The following is a 15,811-nucleotide window of genomic DNA, read 5'->3' on the forward strand; positions in this document are numbered from 1 at the left end:
CGGCGGCGTGATGGCGGCCGGGCAATTGTTCTGGTTCGTGCAAAGCCAGGCCGACGTGTTCATTGCCGGCCGATACTTTTCCGCGCACGATCTGGGCATCTATACGACCAGCCTGTTCCTGACGCAGATCTTCGTCGCGAAGTTCGTGCCGCCGCTGAACGAAGTCGCGTTCTCGGCCTATGCGCGGATGCAGGACGACGTGTCGGCAATGGGCCGGGCGTTCGTGAAGAGCGTCGGCATCATCATGGTCGCCTCTCTCCCCTTCTATGCCGGACTCGCCGCCACCGCCGAGCCGCTGGTGCGCACGATGCTGGGTGACAAATGGATCGCGGCAGTGCCGATCGTCCGCCTGCTGGCGCTCGCCATGCCGTTCATGACGCTGCAGGTGCTGATCTCGCCAGCCTGCGACGCGCGCGGGCGGCCGGGGATCGGGGTGCGCAACGGCGCGGTCGGTGCCGTCATCCTGGGCGCGGCGTTCCTCACTGGCGTGCGCTACGGGCTGGACGGCCTCGCGCTCGCCTGGATCGCTGCCTATCCGATGTATCTCGCGATCAGCCTGTGGCGGTCGCTCGACGTGATCGGCACCAACGTGCAGGCGCTGGCCGGCGTGATCGCGGCGCCCCTGCTGGCGGCCAGCGTCATGGGCGGCAGCGTCGTGCTGGTCGATCATGCGCTACCGATCATGGCCGCCCCGCCGCGGCTGGCGATCCTCGTGCTGGTCGGCGCATTGGTCTATCTCGGCTGGCTGCTGCTTTTCGCGCGCGGACTGGTGCGCGACCTGCTGGCGATCGTGCGCAAGCGCCCGCTGCCGGCCTGAGCGTGAAGCGTCAGGCGGACTGGATATAGCTCCGCATCGCCTCGGCATCGGCCTCGATCCGGTCGATACGGTATTTGACCAGGTCGCCGATCGAGACGATGCCGACCACGCGGCCGTCCTCGACCACCGGCAAATGCCGAATGCGCCGCCGGGTCATCAGCGATAACGCGCCGATCGCCGCCTCGCGCGGGGTTACGGTGATCGCCGGCGCGGTCATCACGTCGCCGACGCTGCGGTCCAAGGCATCGGGGCCATGCGTATCGAGGGCATGGATCACATCGCGTTCGGAAAAGACGCCGATCACGGTCTCACCCTCCATCACCGGCACCGCGCCGATGCGCTTCTGCGCGAGCAACGCCACCGCATCGCGCACGGTAAGCGCCGCGGTGACAGAGATGATGTCGCGGCCCTTGCCGCCGAGGATCGTCGCGATGGTCATGATACTCTCCCTTGCCCGCCGCCCGTCGTTCCCCGAGTCTGCGGATTGAGAAATCCACCTTATGGAGGCAAAGCGCAAGGCATGACCGAACGCCCGCCTGGACTGGACGATCCCGATTATGCCGCGTTCGCCTGGCGGCGGTTCCGGCGCTTGCTGTGGTGGATGCTGCTGAGCAGCGTGATCGTCGCCGGCCTGTGCGTGGTGGGGCTGACGCATTTCTACGGCCCGATGGGGTGGATCGCCACGCTGGCGGCAATCGGCGGCGTGGTCGGATCGATCATGATGGCCGCCGCACTCATGGGGCTGGTGTTCCTGAGCTCGGGCACTGGGCATGACGAAGCGGTCGACGATCGGGATCTGCGTGGGTGATGCGGTTGGGGAAGATGGCGCTAGCCATGTTCTTCCGTCTTCCCCGCGCAGGCGGGGATCCATCATCTCTGCCGCTGCTGTGTGAGGACAAGCGTCAGCCGGTATGGATTCCCGCCTACGCGGGAATGACGAAGCCGCCTCCTAATCCTCGCGCGGTTCCTTGATGCGGTAGCGTAGCCTCGCCTCGCCATTGGCAGGAATGATCGTCGTCCAAAGCATCTTGCCATCGCGCTTGCCCAGCGTCGTACCGGCGCCCTTGATCGCAGCCCCGCGGCGGGCGGCGATCTTCGCTTCATAGGCGATCGGCCAGCGATTGGCGTTGGTCACTACCAGTTCGTACAGGCTGGTGCGCCCTTTGCTCTCCACTTCATCAATCTCAGCCGACACTTGCGGCGTGGCGGCGAGCTTGAACTCGATATCCTCGCCGATCGCCTTGTCGTCGGTCGTGCTGTCGCCGACCAGGATCGGGCGCCCGCTGGCCTGCTCGAACACCGCCGCGCGCCCCGCCGGCAGCGGCAGCCCAAGCCCGTCGGCAACGCGGTTTTTCGCGCGCAGCGTCGGGACCGTCGCTTCGTTGCCGTCCTCGAAGATATCGCTGACATAGACCATGCCGAGCGGCACGGCCTGTTTCGACAACAAGGCGACCTGCTTCTGCGCCTTGGAAGCAACCGTGACCACGTCCGGGATGCGATAGAGCTTGAAGTCGCCCAATTCCTCCTGCCGGGCGATGTGCGATCCGGTGACGACGATATCCATGTCGCGCTCCATCGGCGCGGGTGCCATCATCACAGGCGGGGGCGGCGGCGGCGGGGGTGGCGGAGCCGACGGCGGATCAAGGCCGCCATAATCGGGCATCGGCCAGCATTTCAGCGTCAGCCGCGCGGCGCCATACTTGCCGAAATTGCTCCAGTCGGCGGTGCGATTGGGCTTGCCGGCGACGACCTGCGTGCCCGCCGCGGCGAAGCTGGTCACGTCGCTGGAGGCGAGCGTGATCCAACCGAACAGGTCCGCCCCACGGCCGTCGGGGCGCATCTGCACCACATAATCGGCCTGCCAGTCGAACCCACCCGCCAGATAGGACAGCGTCAGCGTCAGGCTCTTGGCCGTTGCCGAGTCGGTTTCGATCAACAAGGTCGGCTTGGGCGACAGCCCGCTCGGGACGCCATCATAGACCAACGTCTGCGGCAGGCCGCTGCAGCGCAGATCCTCATAACCGCCGCCGGTCTGCAGCACCGCCGCGCCGTCGGCGCCGGAGCGGATGATCGCCTGCTCCTCGGTCACCCGCCCGGTCGCGGGATTGGTGCGCCGGATCATCACCCGGCGGCCGAGCGCGCGATCGTACAGGCTGCGCGGGGATAGCAGATCGGCATCGAGATTCTTCTCGCGCACGTCTTGCGGCAGGCCGGCGACGATCGCGGTCTCGGCAAAGATGTTGCCCGCCACGCCCTCGAAGCGGATCGTCGCGCGGCCCGCCGGCAGCCGCACCGTCCGCGTCTCGGTGATCAGCGCGAACCCTTCGGGGTCGGCACGGTCGATCGCGGCCTCGGCCGGCCGGTTCGGCGCGCGATAGACGGTGACGGACACCGTGTCGGGTGCCGACGAAGTGACGACCGGCTGCGCGGCGGCCGGCGAGGCGAGCGCCAGCGTGGCGATCAGACAGAGAAGCAGCCGACGCACCGGGCGCCGCTCAGTAGCGCGTTTCGAACGTGGCGGTGACCACCGTCTCACCATTGGCGGGAACGCTCACCTGCCAGGCGACCTCGCTCGACGAACGCCGCGTGCTCGCCAGGCTCTCGGCGACGATGCGCGTATCCTCATTGGCGAAATCGAGCCCGGCCTGCAGCAGATCGACCGTCACCGGCGCGGGCCGGGCGTTGGTCAGCGTGTAGCTCATGCTGGTGCGCCAACGGTCCCGGCCGGCACGCTCGCGCAAGGTGACCACCGGCTTGACCTTGACGTCGAACGCCTCGCCGCTCTTGATCGCCAGCATCGATCCCATCGGCGTATGGCCGATCTGGTTCTCGCCGATGAATTGCGGCTGCCCCGCGGCGTCGCGCACATAGATGCGCACCGTGCCGGCGGGCAACGCATCGGCGAGGCCGCCGCTCCTGGACGACGAGAAGCTCAGCACCGTGGCGGCGCTCGCCGGATCGTTCACCGTGCCCAGCCAGTTGTTGCGATATTCGTATCCCTTGCGCGCGGGCACGCCGGCGACGTTCAGGAAGCTGACTTGCTTCTGCTGGTTGGCGGCGACGGTGGTGCGGTTCTTGAGCGGATAGAGATAATAGTCGCCGAGCCGCGCGCGCTCGGCCGTCTCGGTCCCCGGATTGCTACCGGGGGCGAGGCCAGGGCTGTAGCCGCGCGTCTGCCCAGGGTTGCCGGCGACGAGCATTGTATCGGCGTTGACGAAGCTGACGCTGTCATCGTTGCGCAGCGTGATCCAGCCCTGCACATCGATCACGCCCTTCGCCTCGTCGAACAGCGCGACGTAGTCGGCATTCCAGCCGAGCCCGCCCGACAGATAGCTGAGCGTTACCGGCCGGGTGCCCGCGGCCTGGCTATCGAGCGTCACCGACAGCGTCGGCCGCGCGCGCAGATTAGGCGGCAGCGAATCATACACCACGCGGACCGGCAGGCCATCGTCGCGCAGAACCTCGATCGTATTGCCGATCTGCAGCACGACGCCACCGTTGGAGGCGAGCACCTTGGCCTGCTGCCGCGTCTCCGCCCCCGTCGCCGGATTGGTGCGCACGATGGTGATCGTGCGGCCGACCGCTTTCTCGATCAGCGATTCCGGGCTGAGCAGGTCGTAATCGTAATTTTGCTCGACGATCTCGGTGCCGGCCGCGCTCAGCCGCACGGTAGCGGGGCGAATGCTGCTCGACACATCGGGGAAGTCCTGCCGCGAGCGGCCGGCGGGCAGGTTCAGCTGCCGCGTATCCTGTATCAGCGCGATGTTGTTGGAATAGATCGTCAGCGCAACGTCACCCTGCGCACTACGGCCCGGCGCGGCCGCCTCGGGCGCCTGAGCCGTCGTTTGCGCCACCGCCATGCCCGGCGCGAGCGCGATCAATGCCAGCCAGATCCTCATCACGCCGCTCCCCCTGTTCTGGCGCCATGCTAGGGCTGCCTTGTGGGAGCTGCAATCCCCGGGCTTTAGTTGAGTGGAGCGGTCGCCGATCCTTCCCCGCGAAGCCGGCTAGGAGAGTAGAGAACGATCGCTTAGGTTTGTCTCGACACGAACGGATAGGGTTGGTGCTGCGTGTCGCGTCACCCACCGTTCGTCCTGAGTAGCCCCTTCGACTGCCTGCAAGGGCAGGCGCTCAGGACAGGCATCGAGTAGCGCAAAGCGCGTATCGAGAGGGCGTATCGAAGGACATGCGATATCGCGCTCCAAAGTGCTTCGATACGAGCCCTCGATACGGCCTGCAGCCTACTCGGTCTCTACTCGGAAAGAACGGTCAGAGTAGAATAGCCGGCGTAACGTTGCATCGCCGAGGCCATGTTTTCACTCCCCGCAAAAACGGCCCCGAACCAAGGTCCGGGGCCGTATGCATGCCATCAGGCAGGAGTGACTTCGCTCGCTGGCGGGCGACCGCGGCGGCGGCGGGGTTTTTCCTCCGCGCCGTCAGGCGGTACGTCGCCGGCCACGTCGTTGGCGGGCGCGACATCCTTGACCGGCGTCACTGCCGAGATGTTGAGCGAGGGCGGCAGGCGGTCGGCCTCGATCGGAGCGGGCGCATCGTCCGGCTGCGTGTCGGCGACCGGCTCGCGGCGTGGGCGGCCGCGCCGGCGCGGCGCTTCCTGCGGCAGCGGTGTGTCCACCACCAGCGGCAGCTCGGCGACCGGCTCGACAGCGGCGCTCGGTGCCGCATCCTGGCTGTCATCGTCGACCGCGCGCTCCGGCGCGCGGTTGCCGCGGCTGCCGCGATCTTCCCGAACGTAGCGATCGGGTGCCTGGTCGCCCGCATTGCTCGTACCGTTTGCCGCATTCTGCGGCGCATTGTTCTGACGGCGCGGGCGATCCTCGTCATATTGCGGACGCTCGGCGCGCTCGTTCGAGGGCCGGTCCTGACGATCCTGGCGATCGTTCTGGTTGCCGCGATTGCCTTCGCTCTGGCGCTCGCCCTGATATTCCTGGCCGGCATTCTGCCCGTTCTGGCGCCCGTCCTGACGGTTGCCGTCGCGGCGATTGCTATCCTGGCGCGGACCATCGGAACGGTTACCGTCCTGGCGGTTACCCTCCTGACGTCCACCCTCCTGGCGACCACCATCTTGCCGGTTGCCGTCTTGGCGGTTGTCCTGCCGGGTGCCTTCATTCTGGCGCGGCTGTTCGGCGCGGGCGACGGGTTCGCCCTCGTCGTCATAATCCTGCTCGTCGTCCTGGAAGGTGTTCGCGCCGCCGGGGGCCGGGGTGCGGTTTTCCTCGAAGCGCGAGCGCGTCTCGGCCAGCACGCGGAAATAGTGATCGGCGAATTGCAGGTAATATTCGGTGTTCACGCGGTCGCCGGACATCTGCGAATCGCGCGCGAGCGCCTTGTATTTCTCGAGCAACTGGGCGGCATTGCCGCGCGAGCGATTGTCGATGCGGTTGCCGGTATCCTGGCGGCCCGAATTACCCTGCGGGCGCTGTTGCTGCCCGCCACGGCCGCGACGGCGGCCGGCCTGACGATTGTTGATCAAGTGTCGTTATCCCTAGTCCGTGGTAACCAACCGTGCTCCGCAAGCGATATGGTGCAATGTTCCCCGGCCCATGCACACCACTCGAACGAGCGGTGAGACGGGCCTGCCACGGTCACCGGACGACAGCGACGGCATGACTAAAGGATTGGGCAACTACCCGTTTTCAGCGCGTTAAGAAGAAAACGTGGTGCCCCTGTACGCTTCCTAGCGACGGATGCGGCAATCGCCAAGCGGAATATTGTGCGGATTACGTGGCGCATCAAGTGCCGATCAGCGCGCGGGGGTGCCCGGCGAGATCGCGGGCCAGCGCCACGGCGAAGCCCTGCGCCTCGAGCAGCGCGGTGACGGCGTCGGCCTGGGTCGATCCGATCTCGAGGATCGCCGCGCCGCCGGGAGCGAGCAGCGGGCGGAGTTGCGGGATGAGCGTGCGATAATCGTCGAGCCCGTCCGCCCCGGCATACAGCGCAGCCGATGGTTCATGCTCGGCGACGTCGCGGGGGAGCGGCTCGCTGGTGCCGATATACGGCGGGTTGGCAAGGATCAGGTCGAAGCGTCCGTCCACGCCCGCGGCCCAGTCCCCGCCCTGGAAATGCGCGCGATCGGCCATGCCCAATGCGGCGGCGTTGCGACGCGCATAACCCAGCGCTGGTGGCGAGGCGTCGATGCCCAGCCCTCGTGCCGCCGGCCATTCGGCCAGCGCGGCGAGCAGCAGCGTGCCCGGCCCGGTGCCGAGGTCAAGGATCGCGCCGGGCGCGCGCGATGCGAAATGCGCGATTGCGGTCTCGATCAGCGTCTCGCTATCGGGCCGCGGGATCAGCACGCCGGGGCCGACCTGCAGCTCGATCGTCCAGAAGGCGCGGCTCCCGGTGATATAGGCGATCGGCTCATGGCGCAGGCGGCGGGCAAGAAGCGCCGCGAATGCGGGCGGGGTCGGGGCGTCGAGCTGGTTGAGAAGGAGTTGCTCGCGCGAGACGCCGAGCGCGTGTGCCATCAGCAATTCGGCGTCGAGCCGCGGCGTGTCGCTGACGGCGGCGAGGCTGGCCGCGGCCTGGTTGAGGGCCGGTCTTATCTTGAGCCCCTTCCCTTCAGGGGAGGGGTTGGGGGTGGGGGAAGTCTCACCGAGAGCGTCCTTGCCGGACTGCCCCACCCCACCCCCTCCCCTGAAGGGAAGGGGCTTGTCGCCGGCCTCACTCACTCAGCGTCGCCAGCCGCTCCGCTTCATCCTCGGCAATCAGTGCGCCGATCAGCTCGTCCATGTCGCCTTCCATGATCTCGGGCAGGCGATGCAGCGTCAGGTTGATGCGGTGATCCGTCACCCGCCCCTGCGGGAAATTATACGTCCGGATCCGCTCCGAACGATCGCCCGAGCCGACCATCGATTTCCGCGCCCCCGCCCGCTCGTTATGCAGCCGCTCGCGCTCCGCTTCATAGAGCCGCGTGCGTAGCACCTTCAGCGCTTTGGCCTTGTTCTTGTGCTGCGACTTTTCGTCCTGCTGGATCACCACCAGCCCGGAGGGAATATGCGTGATGCGCACCGCGCTGTCGGTGGTGTTGACCGACTGCCCGCCCGGCCCGGACGAGCGATACACGTCGATGCGCAGATCCTTGTCGTCGATCTTGACGTCGACTTCCTCCGCCTCGGGCAGCACCGCCACCGTCGCGGCGGACGTGTGGATGCGGCCCTGCGCCTCGGTCGCGGGCACGCGCTGCACGCGGTGCACGCCGGCCTCGAACTTCAGCCGCGCGAACACGCCCTGCCCGGTGACGCTGGCGACGATGTCCTTGTAGCCGCCCGCTTCCGATGCGCTGGCCGAGATCAGCTCGACCCGCCAGCCGCGGCGCTCGGCATAACGCTGGTACATGCGGAACAGGTCACCGGCGAAGAGTGCCGCCTCGTCGCCGCCCGTGCCGGGGCGGATCTCGAGCATCGCCGCACGCTCGTCGGCGGCATCGCGCGGCAGCAGCGACAGCGCCAGCGCACGATCGGCGGCCGAGAGCGCGGCCTGGTTGTCGAACAACTCTTCGCTCGCCATCTGGCGCAGTTCGTCATCGGCGTCGTGCGTCATATGCTGCAAGGAGACGCCCTCGGCGCGCAACCGCCGCACTTCGCCCGCAGCACGCGCGACGGGCTCCAGCTCGGCATATTCCTTGGACACGGCGACGAAGCGGTCGGACGGCAGCTCGCCGGTCGCCATCAGCGCCTGCAACTCGTCACGCCGCGCCTCGATCTGCGCGATCCGCTCGGGGGATATGGTCGTCATGCGCTAACGTCACCCATACGCACTTCCCCGGCGAAGGCCGGGGCCCAGTCGCGAAGGTCGAGGTAACGACGCGCAGCCCTGAGCCAATTGCCGTTCGGCAACTGGGCCCCGGCCTTCGCCGGGGAAGTGCTGGGGATTGAAGCGATCATGATCGTGGCGCCCAGCTGCCCGCCAACAGAATACTCTCGATCCGGCTCGGGCTGCCGTCAATCACCCGCAAGTGGATGTCGCAGCCGCCGCCAGGCTCACCGGTAAGCTGAACGAGCTCGCGGCAGCCCATCTTCAGCGCTTTGTCATAGCGTTTCCGCGGCGATCCGGTGGTGACGCTTTGGCAGCTGAATCCCGCCTTGCGCAGCGCGTGGAGTGCGGCAATGACATGCGGCTCGGCCAGATCGTTTTCGGCAACGATCGCGACATCGAGTTGCTCCACCGCCGGCTCAGCAATCAACATCGCCAGCCGCTCGATCCCCGCCGCCCAGCCCACGCCCGCCGTCGCCGGCCCGCCAAGGCTCTCGATCAACCCGTCGTAACGGCCACCTGCCAGCACCGTGCCCTGCGCACCCAGCCGGTCGGTGACGAACTCGAACGCGGTGTGCCGGTAATAATCCAGCCCGCGCACCAGCCGCGCATTACGCGTCCACGCCACGCCCGCCGCATCCAGCCCCGCCGTCACCGCATCGAAGAACGCACGCGCCTCGGGCGTCAAATACGCGTCGATATCCGGCGCGCTATCGGCGATCGGCCGATCGCGCGGGTCCTTCGAATCCAGGATACGCAGCGGATTCTTCTCCAGCCGTGCCACGCTGTCCTCCGACAGATCGCCGCGATGCGCCTCGAAATGCGCCACCAACGCCGCACGCCACGCATCGCGCGTCTCGGCATCGCCCAGCGTATTCAATTGCAGCGTCACGCCATCGGCAATGCCCAGCTCGTGCAGCAATTGATCCGCCAGCACGAGCAGTTCGACATCCGCCGCCGGCTCCGCCGCGCCGATCACTTCGGCGTCGATCTGGTGGAACTGGCGGAAGCGCCCCTTTTGCGGGCGTTCGTAGCGGAACACCGGGCCATGTGTGGCCAGCTTCAGCGGCGCATATTGCTGCCAGCCTTCGGTCAGATAGGCGCGCGCGATGCCGGCGGTGAATTCGGGGCGGAGCGTAATCGAATCGCCGCCGCGATCCTCGAACGTGTACATTTCCTTGGAGACGACGTCGGTCGTCTCGCCGAGCGAGCGCGCGAACACCGCGGTGCTTTCGAACACCGGCACCTCGACGCGCTGAAAGCAGTAGAGCCGCCGCACCTTCTCGAACGCGTCGATCACACGGGCGAAGCGCCGTTGTTCGTCGCCGAAGATATCCTGCGTGCCGCGGATGCGTTTGGGGGTTTCGATACGGGCCATGATGCGCGCGTATCTATGCGAGGGGGCACGCAAGCGCTAGGGGCCGTCTACGCGCGATCCCAGCGCGACAGGCGGGGAATGGCTATGCAGCTCGGCAAGAAGATCGCTCCGGCTCCCTTTGTTTCTTTCGCCATCGTCTTCGTTGCCGCTCTCGCCTTGCTCGTCCCCATGCTCGGCAAGGGCCGCGGCACGATGGCGGCGTTCGATATCGCCGCCTTGCTGTTCCTGGTGATCGTCACCCCCTTGCTCCGCAGCCGCGCCGACGACATGCGCCAGCGCGCCAAGGATAACGACGCCAATCGCGTGCTACTGCTGGGGATCACCAGCATCGTCATGGTGGTGATCCTGATCTCGGTGGCGAGCGAGACGATCAGCGACACGAACGCGCCGTTATGGACCGCGCTGATCGTCGCCACGCTGGCGCTGTCCTGGCTGTTCTCGAACACGGTGTACGCGCTGCATTATGCGCATCTGTTCTACACCGACGATGCGAGCGGCAATGATAGCGGCGGGATCGACGTGCCGAAATGCGACGAGCCCGATTATTGGGACTTCCTCTATTTCAGCTTCACGCTCGGCATGACGTTCCAGACCGCCGACGTGGACATCACCTCGGCCCGGGTCCGGCGCACGACGATCGGCCACACGCTGGCGGCGTTCGTGTTCAACATCGGCGTGCTGGCCTTCACGATCAACGTGCTGGGGGGATAGTCGTTCTCCAGAGCTTGATGAACCACGGCAACTCACCACCCCGCTCGTCCTGAGTAGCCCACCCCCCGTTCGTCCTGAGTAGCCATCGAGTAGCCCGCAGGGCGTATCGAGAGGGCGTATCGAAGGACACGCGATACCGCGCCCAACGTGCTTCGATACGATCCCCCGACACCTGCGGCCTACTCAGTCTATACTCGACACGAACGGTAGAAGTGAGGTCATCCCGTTCCAAAAAACGTGCCGCGCGCCCTGTCCTACAGCGCGCGCCTGTGCCAGCGTGGCGGCATGATCCGCTGTCCTGCTCCACGAACCATGCCAGATTGCGCCCACGCCAACGTTGAGATAGCGGGAAAAACCCCGTCCGCGGGTCAAAACTCTCAACATTCGCCACATACGCACTCGGCGTTTTCCGCAGAATCCCGCCATTTTATCGCAAAGCTTCCTTCAACCGCGGGGTTGAGCGATCGTGACCGGCCGCGCCCGTCATGGACCTTTGCCGCCGCCATCCGTTAAGTCCCCAATCCCTCCAGCCGAAAGGCCCCGATGTTCCGTTTTGCCCTTACCGCAAGTCTGCTTGCCGCCATCTCCACCCCCGCTTTTGCCGAAAATTCCAAGCCGCAGCCGGTGCCGTTCGTCGATACCGTCCCCGCCGCGCGCGACCTGCCCTATCCGGGCACGATGACGATCGCGGTGGATGCGACGGACACGAAGCGCGGAATCTTTACCGTGAAGCAGACGATTCCCGTCGCCGCGGCCGGGCCGATGGTGCTGCTCTACCCCAAATGGCTGCCCGGCGCGCATTCCCCGCGTGGTGAGATCGAAAAGCTCGCGGCGTTGGTCATCACCGCCAACGGCCGCCCCGTGCCGTGGACGCGCGATCCGGTCGATGTCTTCGCCTTCCATGTCGATGTGCCGCGCGGCGCCAGGACGCTGACCGTCGATCTCAAGTTCCTCTCGGCCACCAAGGCCGATCAGGGCCGCATCGTCATGACACCGGACATGCTGAGCCTGCAGTTCAATTCGATGAGCCTGTACCCGGCGGGCTATTTCACGCGTCAGATCCCGGTGAAAGCGACCGTCCGATATCCCGATGGCTGGACCGCCGCATCGGGCCTGCCGTCGCGCGCGGCCGGATCGAGCTACACGTACGAGACGACCAATTACGAAGTGCTGGTCGATTCGCCTGTGCTGGCCGGGCGCTATTACAAGAAATGGGCGCTCTCGCCGCGGGTGAACCTGAACGTCTTCGCCGATAGCCCGGAGGAACTGGTCGCCACGCCCGAGCAGATCGAGGCGCACCGCCGCCTGGTCGATCAGGCAGTGAAGAATTTCGGCGCGCAGCATTACGACAATTACGAATTCCTGCTGTCAATTACCGATCAGCTCGGCGGCATCGGCCTCGAACATCACCGGTCGTCCGAAAATGGCGTGAAGCCCGGCTATTTCACCAAATGGTCGGACGGCCCGGGTGGGCGCAACCTGCTGCCGCACGAATACACGCATAGCTGGGATGGCAAGTTCCGCCGTGGCGCGGATCTGTGGACGCCCGATTATCGCACGCCGATGCGCGGCTCGTTGCTGTGGGTGTATGAAGGGCAGACGCAATTCTGGGGCTATGTGCTGCAGGCGCGCTCCGGCATCGTCTCCAAGCAGGATACGTTGGACATGTATGCCAGCATCCTGGCCAGCCTGGACAACCGCCCGGCGCGCGACTGGCGCAATCTGGTCGACACGACCAACGATCCGGTGATCTCGGCGCGCAAGCCCAAGGGTTGGACCAGCTACCAGCGCAGCGAGGATTATTACAACGAGGGCCTGTTGGTGTGGATGGAAGTCGATTCCATCCTGCGCCAGCAATCGGGCGGCACAAAGTCGATCGACGATTTCGCTCGCGCCTTCTTCGGCATCAACGATGGCGACTGGGGCCAGGTGACCTACACCTTCGACGATGTCGTCGCGACGCTTAACAAGGTGCAGCCCTATGACTGGGCAGGCTTGCTGACCAAGCGGCTGACCGAGACCGGGGCGCCCGCGCCACTCGCCGGCTTCGTCGCCAACGGGTACCGGCTGGTCTATACCGACACGCCGACCGCCGCGTTCAAGAATGCCGAGAGCAATGCCAAGCGCGTCGACCTGACCTATTCGCTGGGCATCACGATCGACAAGGATGGCGAAGTCACCGGTGTCGGCTGGAACAGCCCGGCTTACACCTCGTCGATCGATATCGGCACCAAGATCGTCGGCGTGAACGGCACCGCTTATAGCGACACCGCGATCCGGGCGGCGGTGGTCGCGGCCAAGACGTCGAAGGATCCGATCCAGTTGCTGGTCAAGAATGGCGAGAAGATCAGCGCGGTGGCCATCGACTATCACGGTGGCGCACGCTATCCGCGCCTCGAAAAGATCGCCCCTGGAGAAGCCGGCCTCGACCGCCTTCTTGCAGCCAAATAGGAAAGTCTGAATGCGTATCGACATGATTCCCGTCGGCAAGAACCCGCCGGACGACCTCAACGTGATCATCGAAGTCCCGACCGGTGGCGAGCCTGTGAAGTACGAATTCGACAAGGCGAGCGGCGCCTTGTTCGTCGATCGTATCCTGCATACGCCGATGCGCTATCCGGCCAATTACGGCTTCGTGCCGCACACCTTGTCGCCCGATGGCGATCCGCTCGACGCGCTGGTCATCGCGCGCTCGCCGTTCATTCCCGGCTGCGTGGTGCGGGCGCGACCGATAGCCGTGCTGAACCTGGAAGACGAAGCCGGCGGCGATGAAAAGCTCGTCTGCGTGCCGGTCGATTCGACCTTCCCTTATTACTCGAACGTCAACGAGCGTGGCGACATGCCGGAGATCGTGTTCGAGCAGATCGAGCACTTCTTTACGCACTACAAGGATCTGGAAAAGAAGAAGTGGGTCCGCGTCGGCACCTGGGGCGACCGCGACGAGGCACGCAAGATCGTCCACGAGGCGATCGAGCGCTACGAGGAGGCCAAGGCTGCGGGCAACAACGCACCGGGCGAAGTCGCGCAGCAGGATTGAGGATTCCCATCGTCACTCCGGCCTCACGCCGGAGTGACGAGACGTCACTTAGCTCGCTTCTTCTTGACCGGCGCCCGCATCCCGGCCTCAACACCCAGCGCCGCCCACTTCTGCATCGCCTCGGCATCGTCATAGACGTCGTCCGGCGCGCGACGATAATTCATCTGCCCGGTACGCCCCTCACCCATCTCGTAGGTGAAACGCGGGGCGGCAACCGCATCCCAGGCGGCATCGCTCACCGCATCGGCCTTGAACCACAAGGCGTCCAGACCGACGATGGCGAAGATCGTGCCGTCGAGATACAGCGTCGCCCCGCCCATCATCGCCCGCTGGGTCACCGTGCCGAGCGGCGCCATCGCCTCGACAACCCAGTCGATCAGCCCCTGGTCGACCGCCATCTCAGTGCCCCGACGTCAATTTGAGCCCGGCAATGCACAGCACCACGCCCAGGATCAGCAGCAGCCGCGGCAGGCTGGCCGGCTCACCGAACCAGGCGATACCGACGATCACCGTCCCCAGCGCGCCGATCCCGCCCCACACCGCATAGGCCGTCCCCATCGGGATCGTCCGCGAGGCGATCTCCAGCAATGTCATCGAGCAGCCCACCGAGCCAAGGAAGCCCAAGGTCCACCCCAGATGGCGGAAACCGTCGACATAACGCAGGCAGGTCGTGAAACCGATCTCGAACAACCCACCTATGATAAGCACCACCCAGGCCATCAGAGCCGCCCCGCCAGCTTGAGCAGCGCATCGCCCGACACACGCTGCGTGGTCCATTCGTCCATCGCCTCGGCCCCCACCTTGCGGTAAAATTCGATCGCCCGCGCGTTCCAGTCGAGCACCCACCATTCGAACCGGGCACAGCCGCGGTCGATCGCCAGCCCCGCCAGATGGCCGAGCAAGGCGCGACCGGCGCCCGAGCCACGTGCGGCAGGCGTGACGTACAGATCCTCCAGCCACAGCCCGCGCCTGCCGGTCCAGGTCGAATAATTGTGGAAGAACACCGCCATGCCGACGCTGGCACCATCGTCTTCGGCAATTACGGCCTCGGCGGCCGGCTGCGCACCGAACAGCGCCTCGTGCATGATCGCCTCGGTCGACGTGACCGCATCCGGCTCACGCTCGAACTCGGCGAGTTCACGCACGAACCGCATGATCGTGGCCGTATCGTCGGGGGCAGCCGGGCGGATCGTGATCGTCATGCGGCAGCCTCGGTCTGTGGTATGGGTCCCGCCCTGCCGCGCACGGCGACCAGGCATCCGGCGATGATCAGCAGCGCGCCCGCCACCGTCCACCCGGTGACATGCTCGCCGAACACCGCATAGCCGAGAATGGCCGACCAGACGAATGCGGTATATTCGACCGGCGCCAGTATCTGCGCCTCTGCATGACGGTACGCCCAGGCCAGCAGCACGGCAGACACCGAGCCCAAGGCGGCAGCGCCGAGGATGCCCGGCACCAATGCCACCGCCGGCATGGCCGAAAACCACGGCGCGCCGGGCAGCAGCAGGGCGGCGAGCACGATGCTGGTGAACAGCGCGACCTCCAGCGGATCGGCAATCTGCGCCTGGCGGCGCAGCAGGATCAGGCTGCCCGCATAGAGGATCGAGGCCAAGACGATCGCCAGCGACCCCAACACCACCGCGCTGGAGGCATGCGCCTGCCATTGTCCCGCAGCGATCGTCAGCACCCCGAGGCTGGCTACAGCGGAGCCGCCAATCGCGGTGTGCCGGATCGTCTCGCCAAGCGTAAGTGCCGCCAGGAACAAGGCGATCAGGGGCGCCAGGAAGGTAAGCGCCACGCCCTGTGCCATCGGCACGCGCACCAGCCCCCAGAAGAACAGGATGACCGATGCCCCGGCAACCGCGCCGCGCGAGACGTGCAGGATGAGCGCCGCTCTGCCCGGCCAAGGCCGCCTTGTGATCAGGAACAACGGCCCGAGCAACACGACTGCCGCGACCGAGCGCCACAGCACTGCGCTGTAGGCGCCATGGGCGATCGACATGCCTTTCATCACCGCATCCATGACCGAATAGCTGGCGATGCCGATCGCGGCGACGGCAAAGGCCGTTGCGGGAGTTATCTTATGGCGGGTCAG

16 protein-coding genes (1 of these 16 only partly in view) are annotated in these 15,811 nt (G+C 66.2%); 5 read left to right on the plus strand and 11 right to left on the minus strand.

The annotated features are described in order from the left end of the window. Positions 1-817, plus strand: the 3' portion of a protein-coding gene (locus tag NV382_RS11955; RefSeq protein ID WP_260596971.1) for a lipopolysaccharide biosynthesis protein. It extends 665 nt beyond the left edge of the window; only the last 817 of its 1,482 coding nucleotides appear in the window; its start codon lies off the left edge, out of view; it ends in the stop codon at positions 815-817. 10 nt (positions 818-827) lie between these two features. On the opposite strand, the gene NV382_RS11960 is transcribed toward NV382_RS11955, so the two are convergent. Further along, positions 828-1,256, minus strand: coding sequence for a CBS domain-containing protein (locus tag NV382_RS11960; RefSeq protein ID WP_260596972.1), 429 nt, complete (start codon positions 1,254-1,256; stop codon positions 828-830). Between the two features lie 81 nt (positions 1,257-1,337). Here NV382_RS11960 and NV382_RS11965 point away from each other — a divergent pair, with 81 nt between their 5' ends. After that, complete coding sequence (locus NV382_RS11965) at positions 1,338-1,625, plus strand: hypothetical protein (protein ID WP_260596973.1); 288 nt, start codon at positions 1,338-1,340, stop codon at positions 1,623-1,625. A gap of 141 nt (positions 1,626-1,766) precedes the next feature. On the opposite strand, the gene NV382_RS11970 is transcribed toward NV382_RS11965, so the two are convergent. The 6 genes from NV382_RS11970 to hisS form a co-directional block, all read right to left on the minus strand. Further along, positions 1,767-3,302, minus strand: coding sequence for a DUF4139 domain-containing protein (locus tag NV382_RS11970; protein WP_260596974.1), 1,536 nt, complete (start codon positions 3,300-3,302; stop codon positions 1,767-1,769). Positions 3,303-3,312: 10 nt separating this feature from the next. Continuing rightward, positions 3,313-4,716 (minus strand): DUF4139 domain-containing protein, encoded by a 1,404-nt coding sequence (locus NV382_RS11975; RefSeq protein WP_260596975.1) that lies wholly within the window; start codon positions 4,714-4,716, stop codon positions 3,313-3,315. 470 nt (positions 4,717-5,186) lie between these two features. Further along, positions 5,187-6,308: a DUF4167 domain-containing protein gene (locus NV382_RS11980; RefSeq protein WP_260596976.1), complete on the minus strand. Its 1,122-nt coding sequence runs from the start codon at positions 6,306-6,308 to the stop codon at positions 5,187-5,189. 259 nt (positions 6,309-6,567) lie between these two features. Further along, positions 6,568-7,377, minus strand: coding sequence for a peptide chain release factor N(5)-glutamine methyltransferase (gene prmC / locus NV382_RS11985; protein ID WP_260600393.1), 810 nt, complete (start codon positions 7,375-7,377; stop codon positions 6,568-6,570). 118 nt (positions 7,378-7,495) lie between these two features. Then, positions 7,496-8,569, minus strand: coding sequence for a peptide chain release factor 1 (gene prfA / locus NV382_RS11990; protein WP_260596977.1), 1,074 nt, complete (start codon positions 8,567-8,569; stop codon positions 7,496-7,498). 145 nt (positions 8,570-8,714) lie between these two features. Next, positions 8,715-9,965 (minus strand): histidine--tRNA ligase, encoded by a 1,251-nt coding sequence (gene hisS / locus NV382_RS11995; RefSeq protein ID WP_260596978.1) that lies wholly within the window; start codon positions 9,963-9,965, stop codon positions 8,715-8,717. A gap of 78 nt (positions 9,966-10,043) precedes the next feature. Here hisS and NV382_RS12000 point away from each other — a divergent pair, with 78 nt between their 5' ends. From NV382_RS12000 to ppa, 3 genes are all read left to right on the plus strand, one after another. Beyond that, positions 10,044-10,676, plus strand: a complete 633-nt coding sequence (locus tag NV382_RS12000) for a DUF1345 domain-containing protein (protein ID WP_260596979.1) — start codon at positions 10,044-10,046, stop codon at positions 10,674-10,676. A gap of 543 nt (positions 10,677-11,219) precedes the next feature. Beyond that, entirely contained in the window at positions 11,220-13,127 is a 1,908-nt protein-coding gene (locus NV382_RS12005; protein ID WP_260596980.1) for a M61 family metallopeptidase, read from the plus strand. Positions 13,128-13,137: 10 nt separating this feature from the next. Next, complete coding sequence (gene ppa, locus NV382_RS12010; protein WP_260596981.1) at positions 13,138-13,713, plus strand: inorganic diphosphatase; 576 nt, start codon at positions 13,138-13,140, stop codon at positions 13,711-13,713. A gap of 44 nt (positions 13,714-13,757) precedes the next feature. Here ppa and NV382_RS12015 read toward each other — a convergent pair whose 3' ends face one another. The 4 genes from NV382_RS12015 to NV382_RS12030 are packed head-to-tail and all read right to left on the minus strand — an operon-like array spanning position 13,758 to position 15,739. Then, positions 13,758-14,111, minus strand: a complete 354-nt coding sequence (locus NV382_RS12015; RefSeq protein WP_260596982.1) for a TfoX/Sxy family protein — start codon at positions 14,109-14,111, stop codon at positions 13,758-13,760. A gap of 1 nt (position 14,112) precedes the next feature. Then, positions 14,113-14,421, minus strand: a complete 309-nt coding sequence (locus NV382_RS12020; RefSeq protein WP_418066689.1) for a DMT family transporter — start codon at positions 14,419-14,421, stop codon at positions 14,113-14,115. A gap of 11 nt (positions 14,422-14,432) precedes the next feature. Further along, positions 14,433-14,915 carry a GNAT family N-acetyltransferase gene (locus NV382_RS12025; RefSeq protein ID WP_260596984.1) on the minus strand — a complete coding sequence of 161 codons (483 nt, stop codon included), beginning with the start codon at positions 14,913-14,915 and terminating at the stop codon, positions 14,433-14,435. Next, entirely contained in the window at positions 14,912-15,739 is an 828-nt protein-coding gene (locus tag NV382_RS12030; protein ID WP_260596985.1) for a DMT family transporter, read from the minus strand. The genes NV382_RS12025 and NV382_RS12030 overlap by 4 nt, the downstream gene beginning before the upstream one ends. Positions 15,740-15,811 lie beyond the last annotated feature (72 nt).

The organism is Sphingomonas endolithica (genome assembly GCF_025231525.1).
Taxonomy (GTDB): Bacteria; Pseudomonadota; Alphaproteobacteria; order Sphingomonadales; family Sphingomonadaceae; genus Sphingomonas; species Sphingomonas endolithica.

Excerpts from the sequence above, each read along its gene's own strand:
- NV382_RS12015 (WP_260596982.1), bottom strand. The coding sequence starts at position 14,111 with ATGGCGGTCGACCAGGGGCTGATCGACTGGGTTGTCGAGGCGATGGCG.
- NV382_RS12005 (WP_260596980.1), top strand. The coding sequence starts at position 11,220 with ATGTTCCGTTTTGCCCTTACCGCAAGTCTGCTTGCCGCCATCTCCACC.
- NV382_RS12025 (WP_260596984.1), bottom strand. The coding sequence starts at position 14,915 with ATGACGATCACGATCCGCCCGGCTGCCCCCGACGATACGGCCACGATC.
- NV382_RS12000 (WP_260596979.1), top strand. The coding sequence starts at position 10,044 with ATGGCTATGCAGCTCGGCAAGAAGATCGCTCCGGCTCCCTTTGTTTCT.
- NV382_RS11965 (WP_260596973.1), top strand. The coding sequence starts at position 1,338 with ATGACCGAACGCCCGCCTGGACTGGACGATCCCGATTATGCCGCGTTC.
- hisS (WP_260596978.1), bottom strand. The coding sequence starts at position 9,965 with ATGGCCCGTATCGAAACCCCCAAACGCATCCGCGGCACGCAGGATATC.
- NV382_RS12030 (WP_260596985.1), bottom strand. The coding sequence starts at position 15,739 with ATGGATGCGGTGATGAAAGGCATGTCGATCGCCCATGGCGCCTACAGC.
- NV382_RS11960 (WP_260596972.1), bottom strand. The coding sequence starts at position 1,256 with ATGACCATCGCGACGATCCTCGGCGGCAAGGGCCGCGACATCATCTCT.
- NV382_RS11975 (WP_260596975.1), bottom strand. The coding sequence starts at position 4,716 with ATGAGGATCTGGCTGGCATTGATCGCGCTCGCGCCGGGCATGGCGGTG.
- ppa (WP_260596981.1), top strand. The coding sequence starts at position 13,138 with ATGCGTATCGACATGATTCCCGTCGGCAAGAACCCGCCGGACGACCTC.
- prfA (WP_260596977.1), bottom strand. The coding sequence starts at position 8,569 with ATGACGACCATATCCCCCGAGCGGATCGCGCAGATCGAGGCGCGGCGT.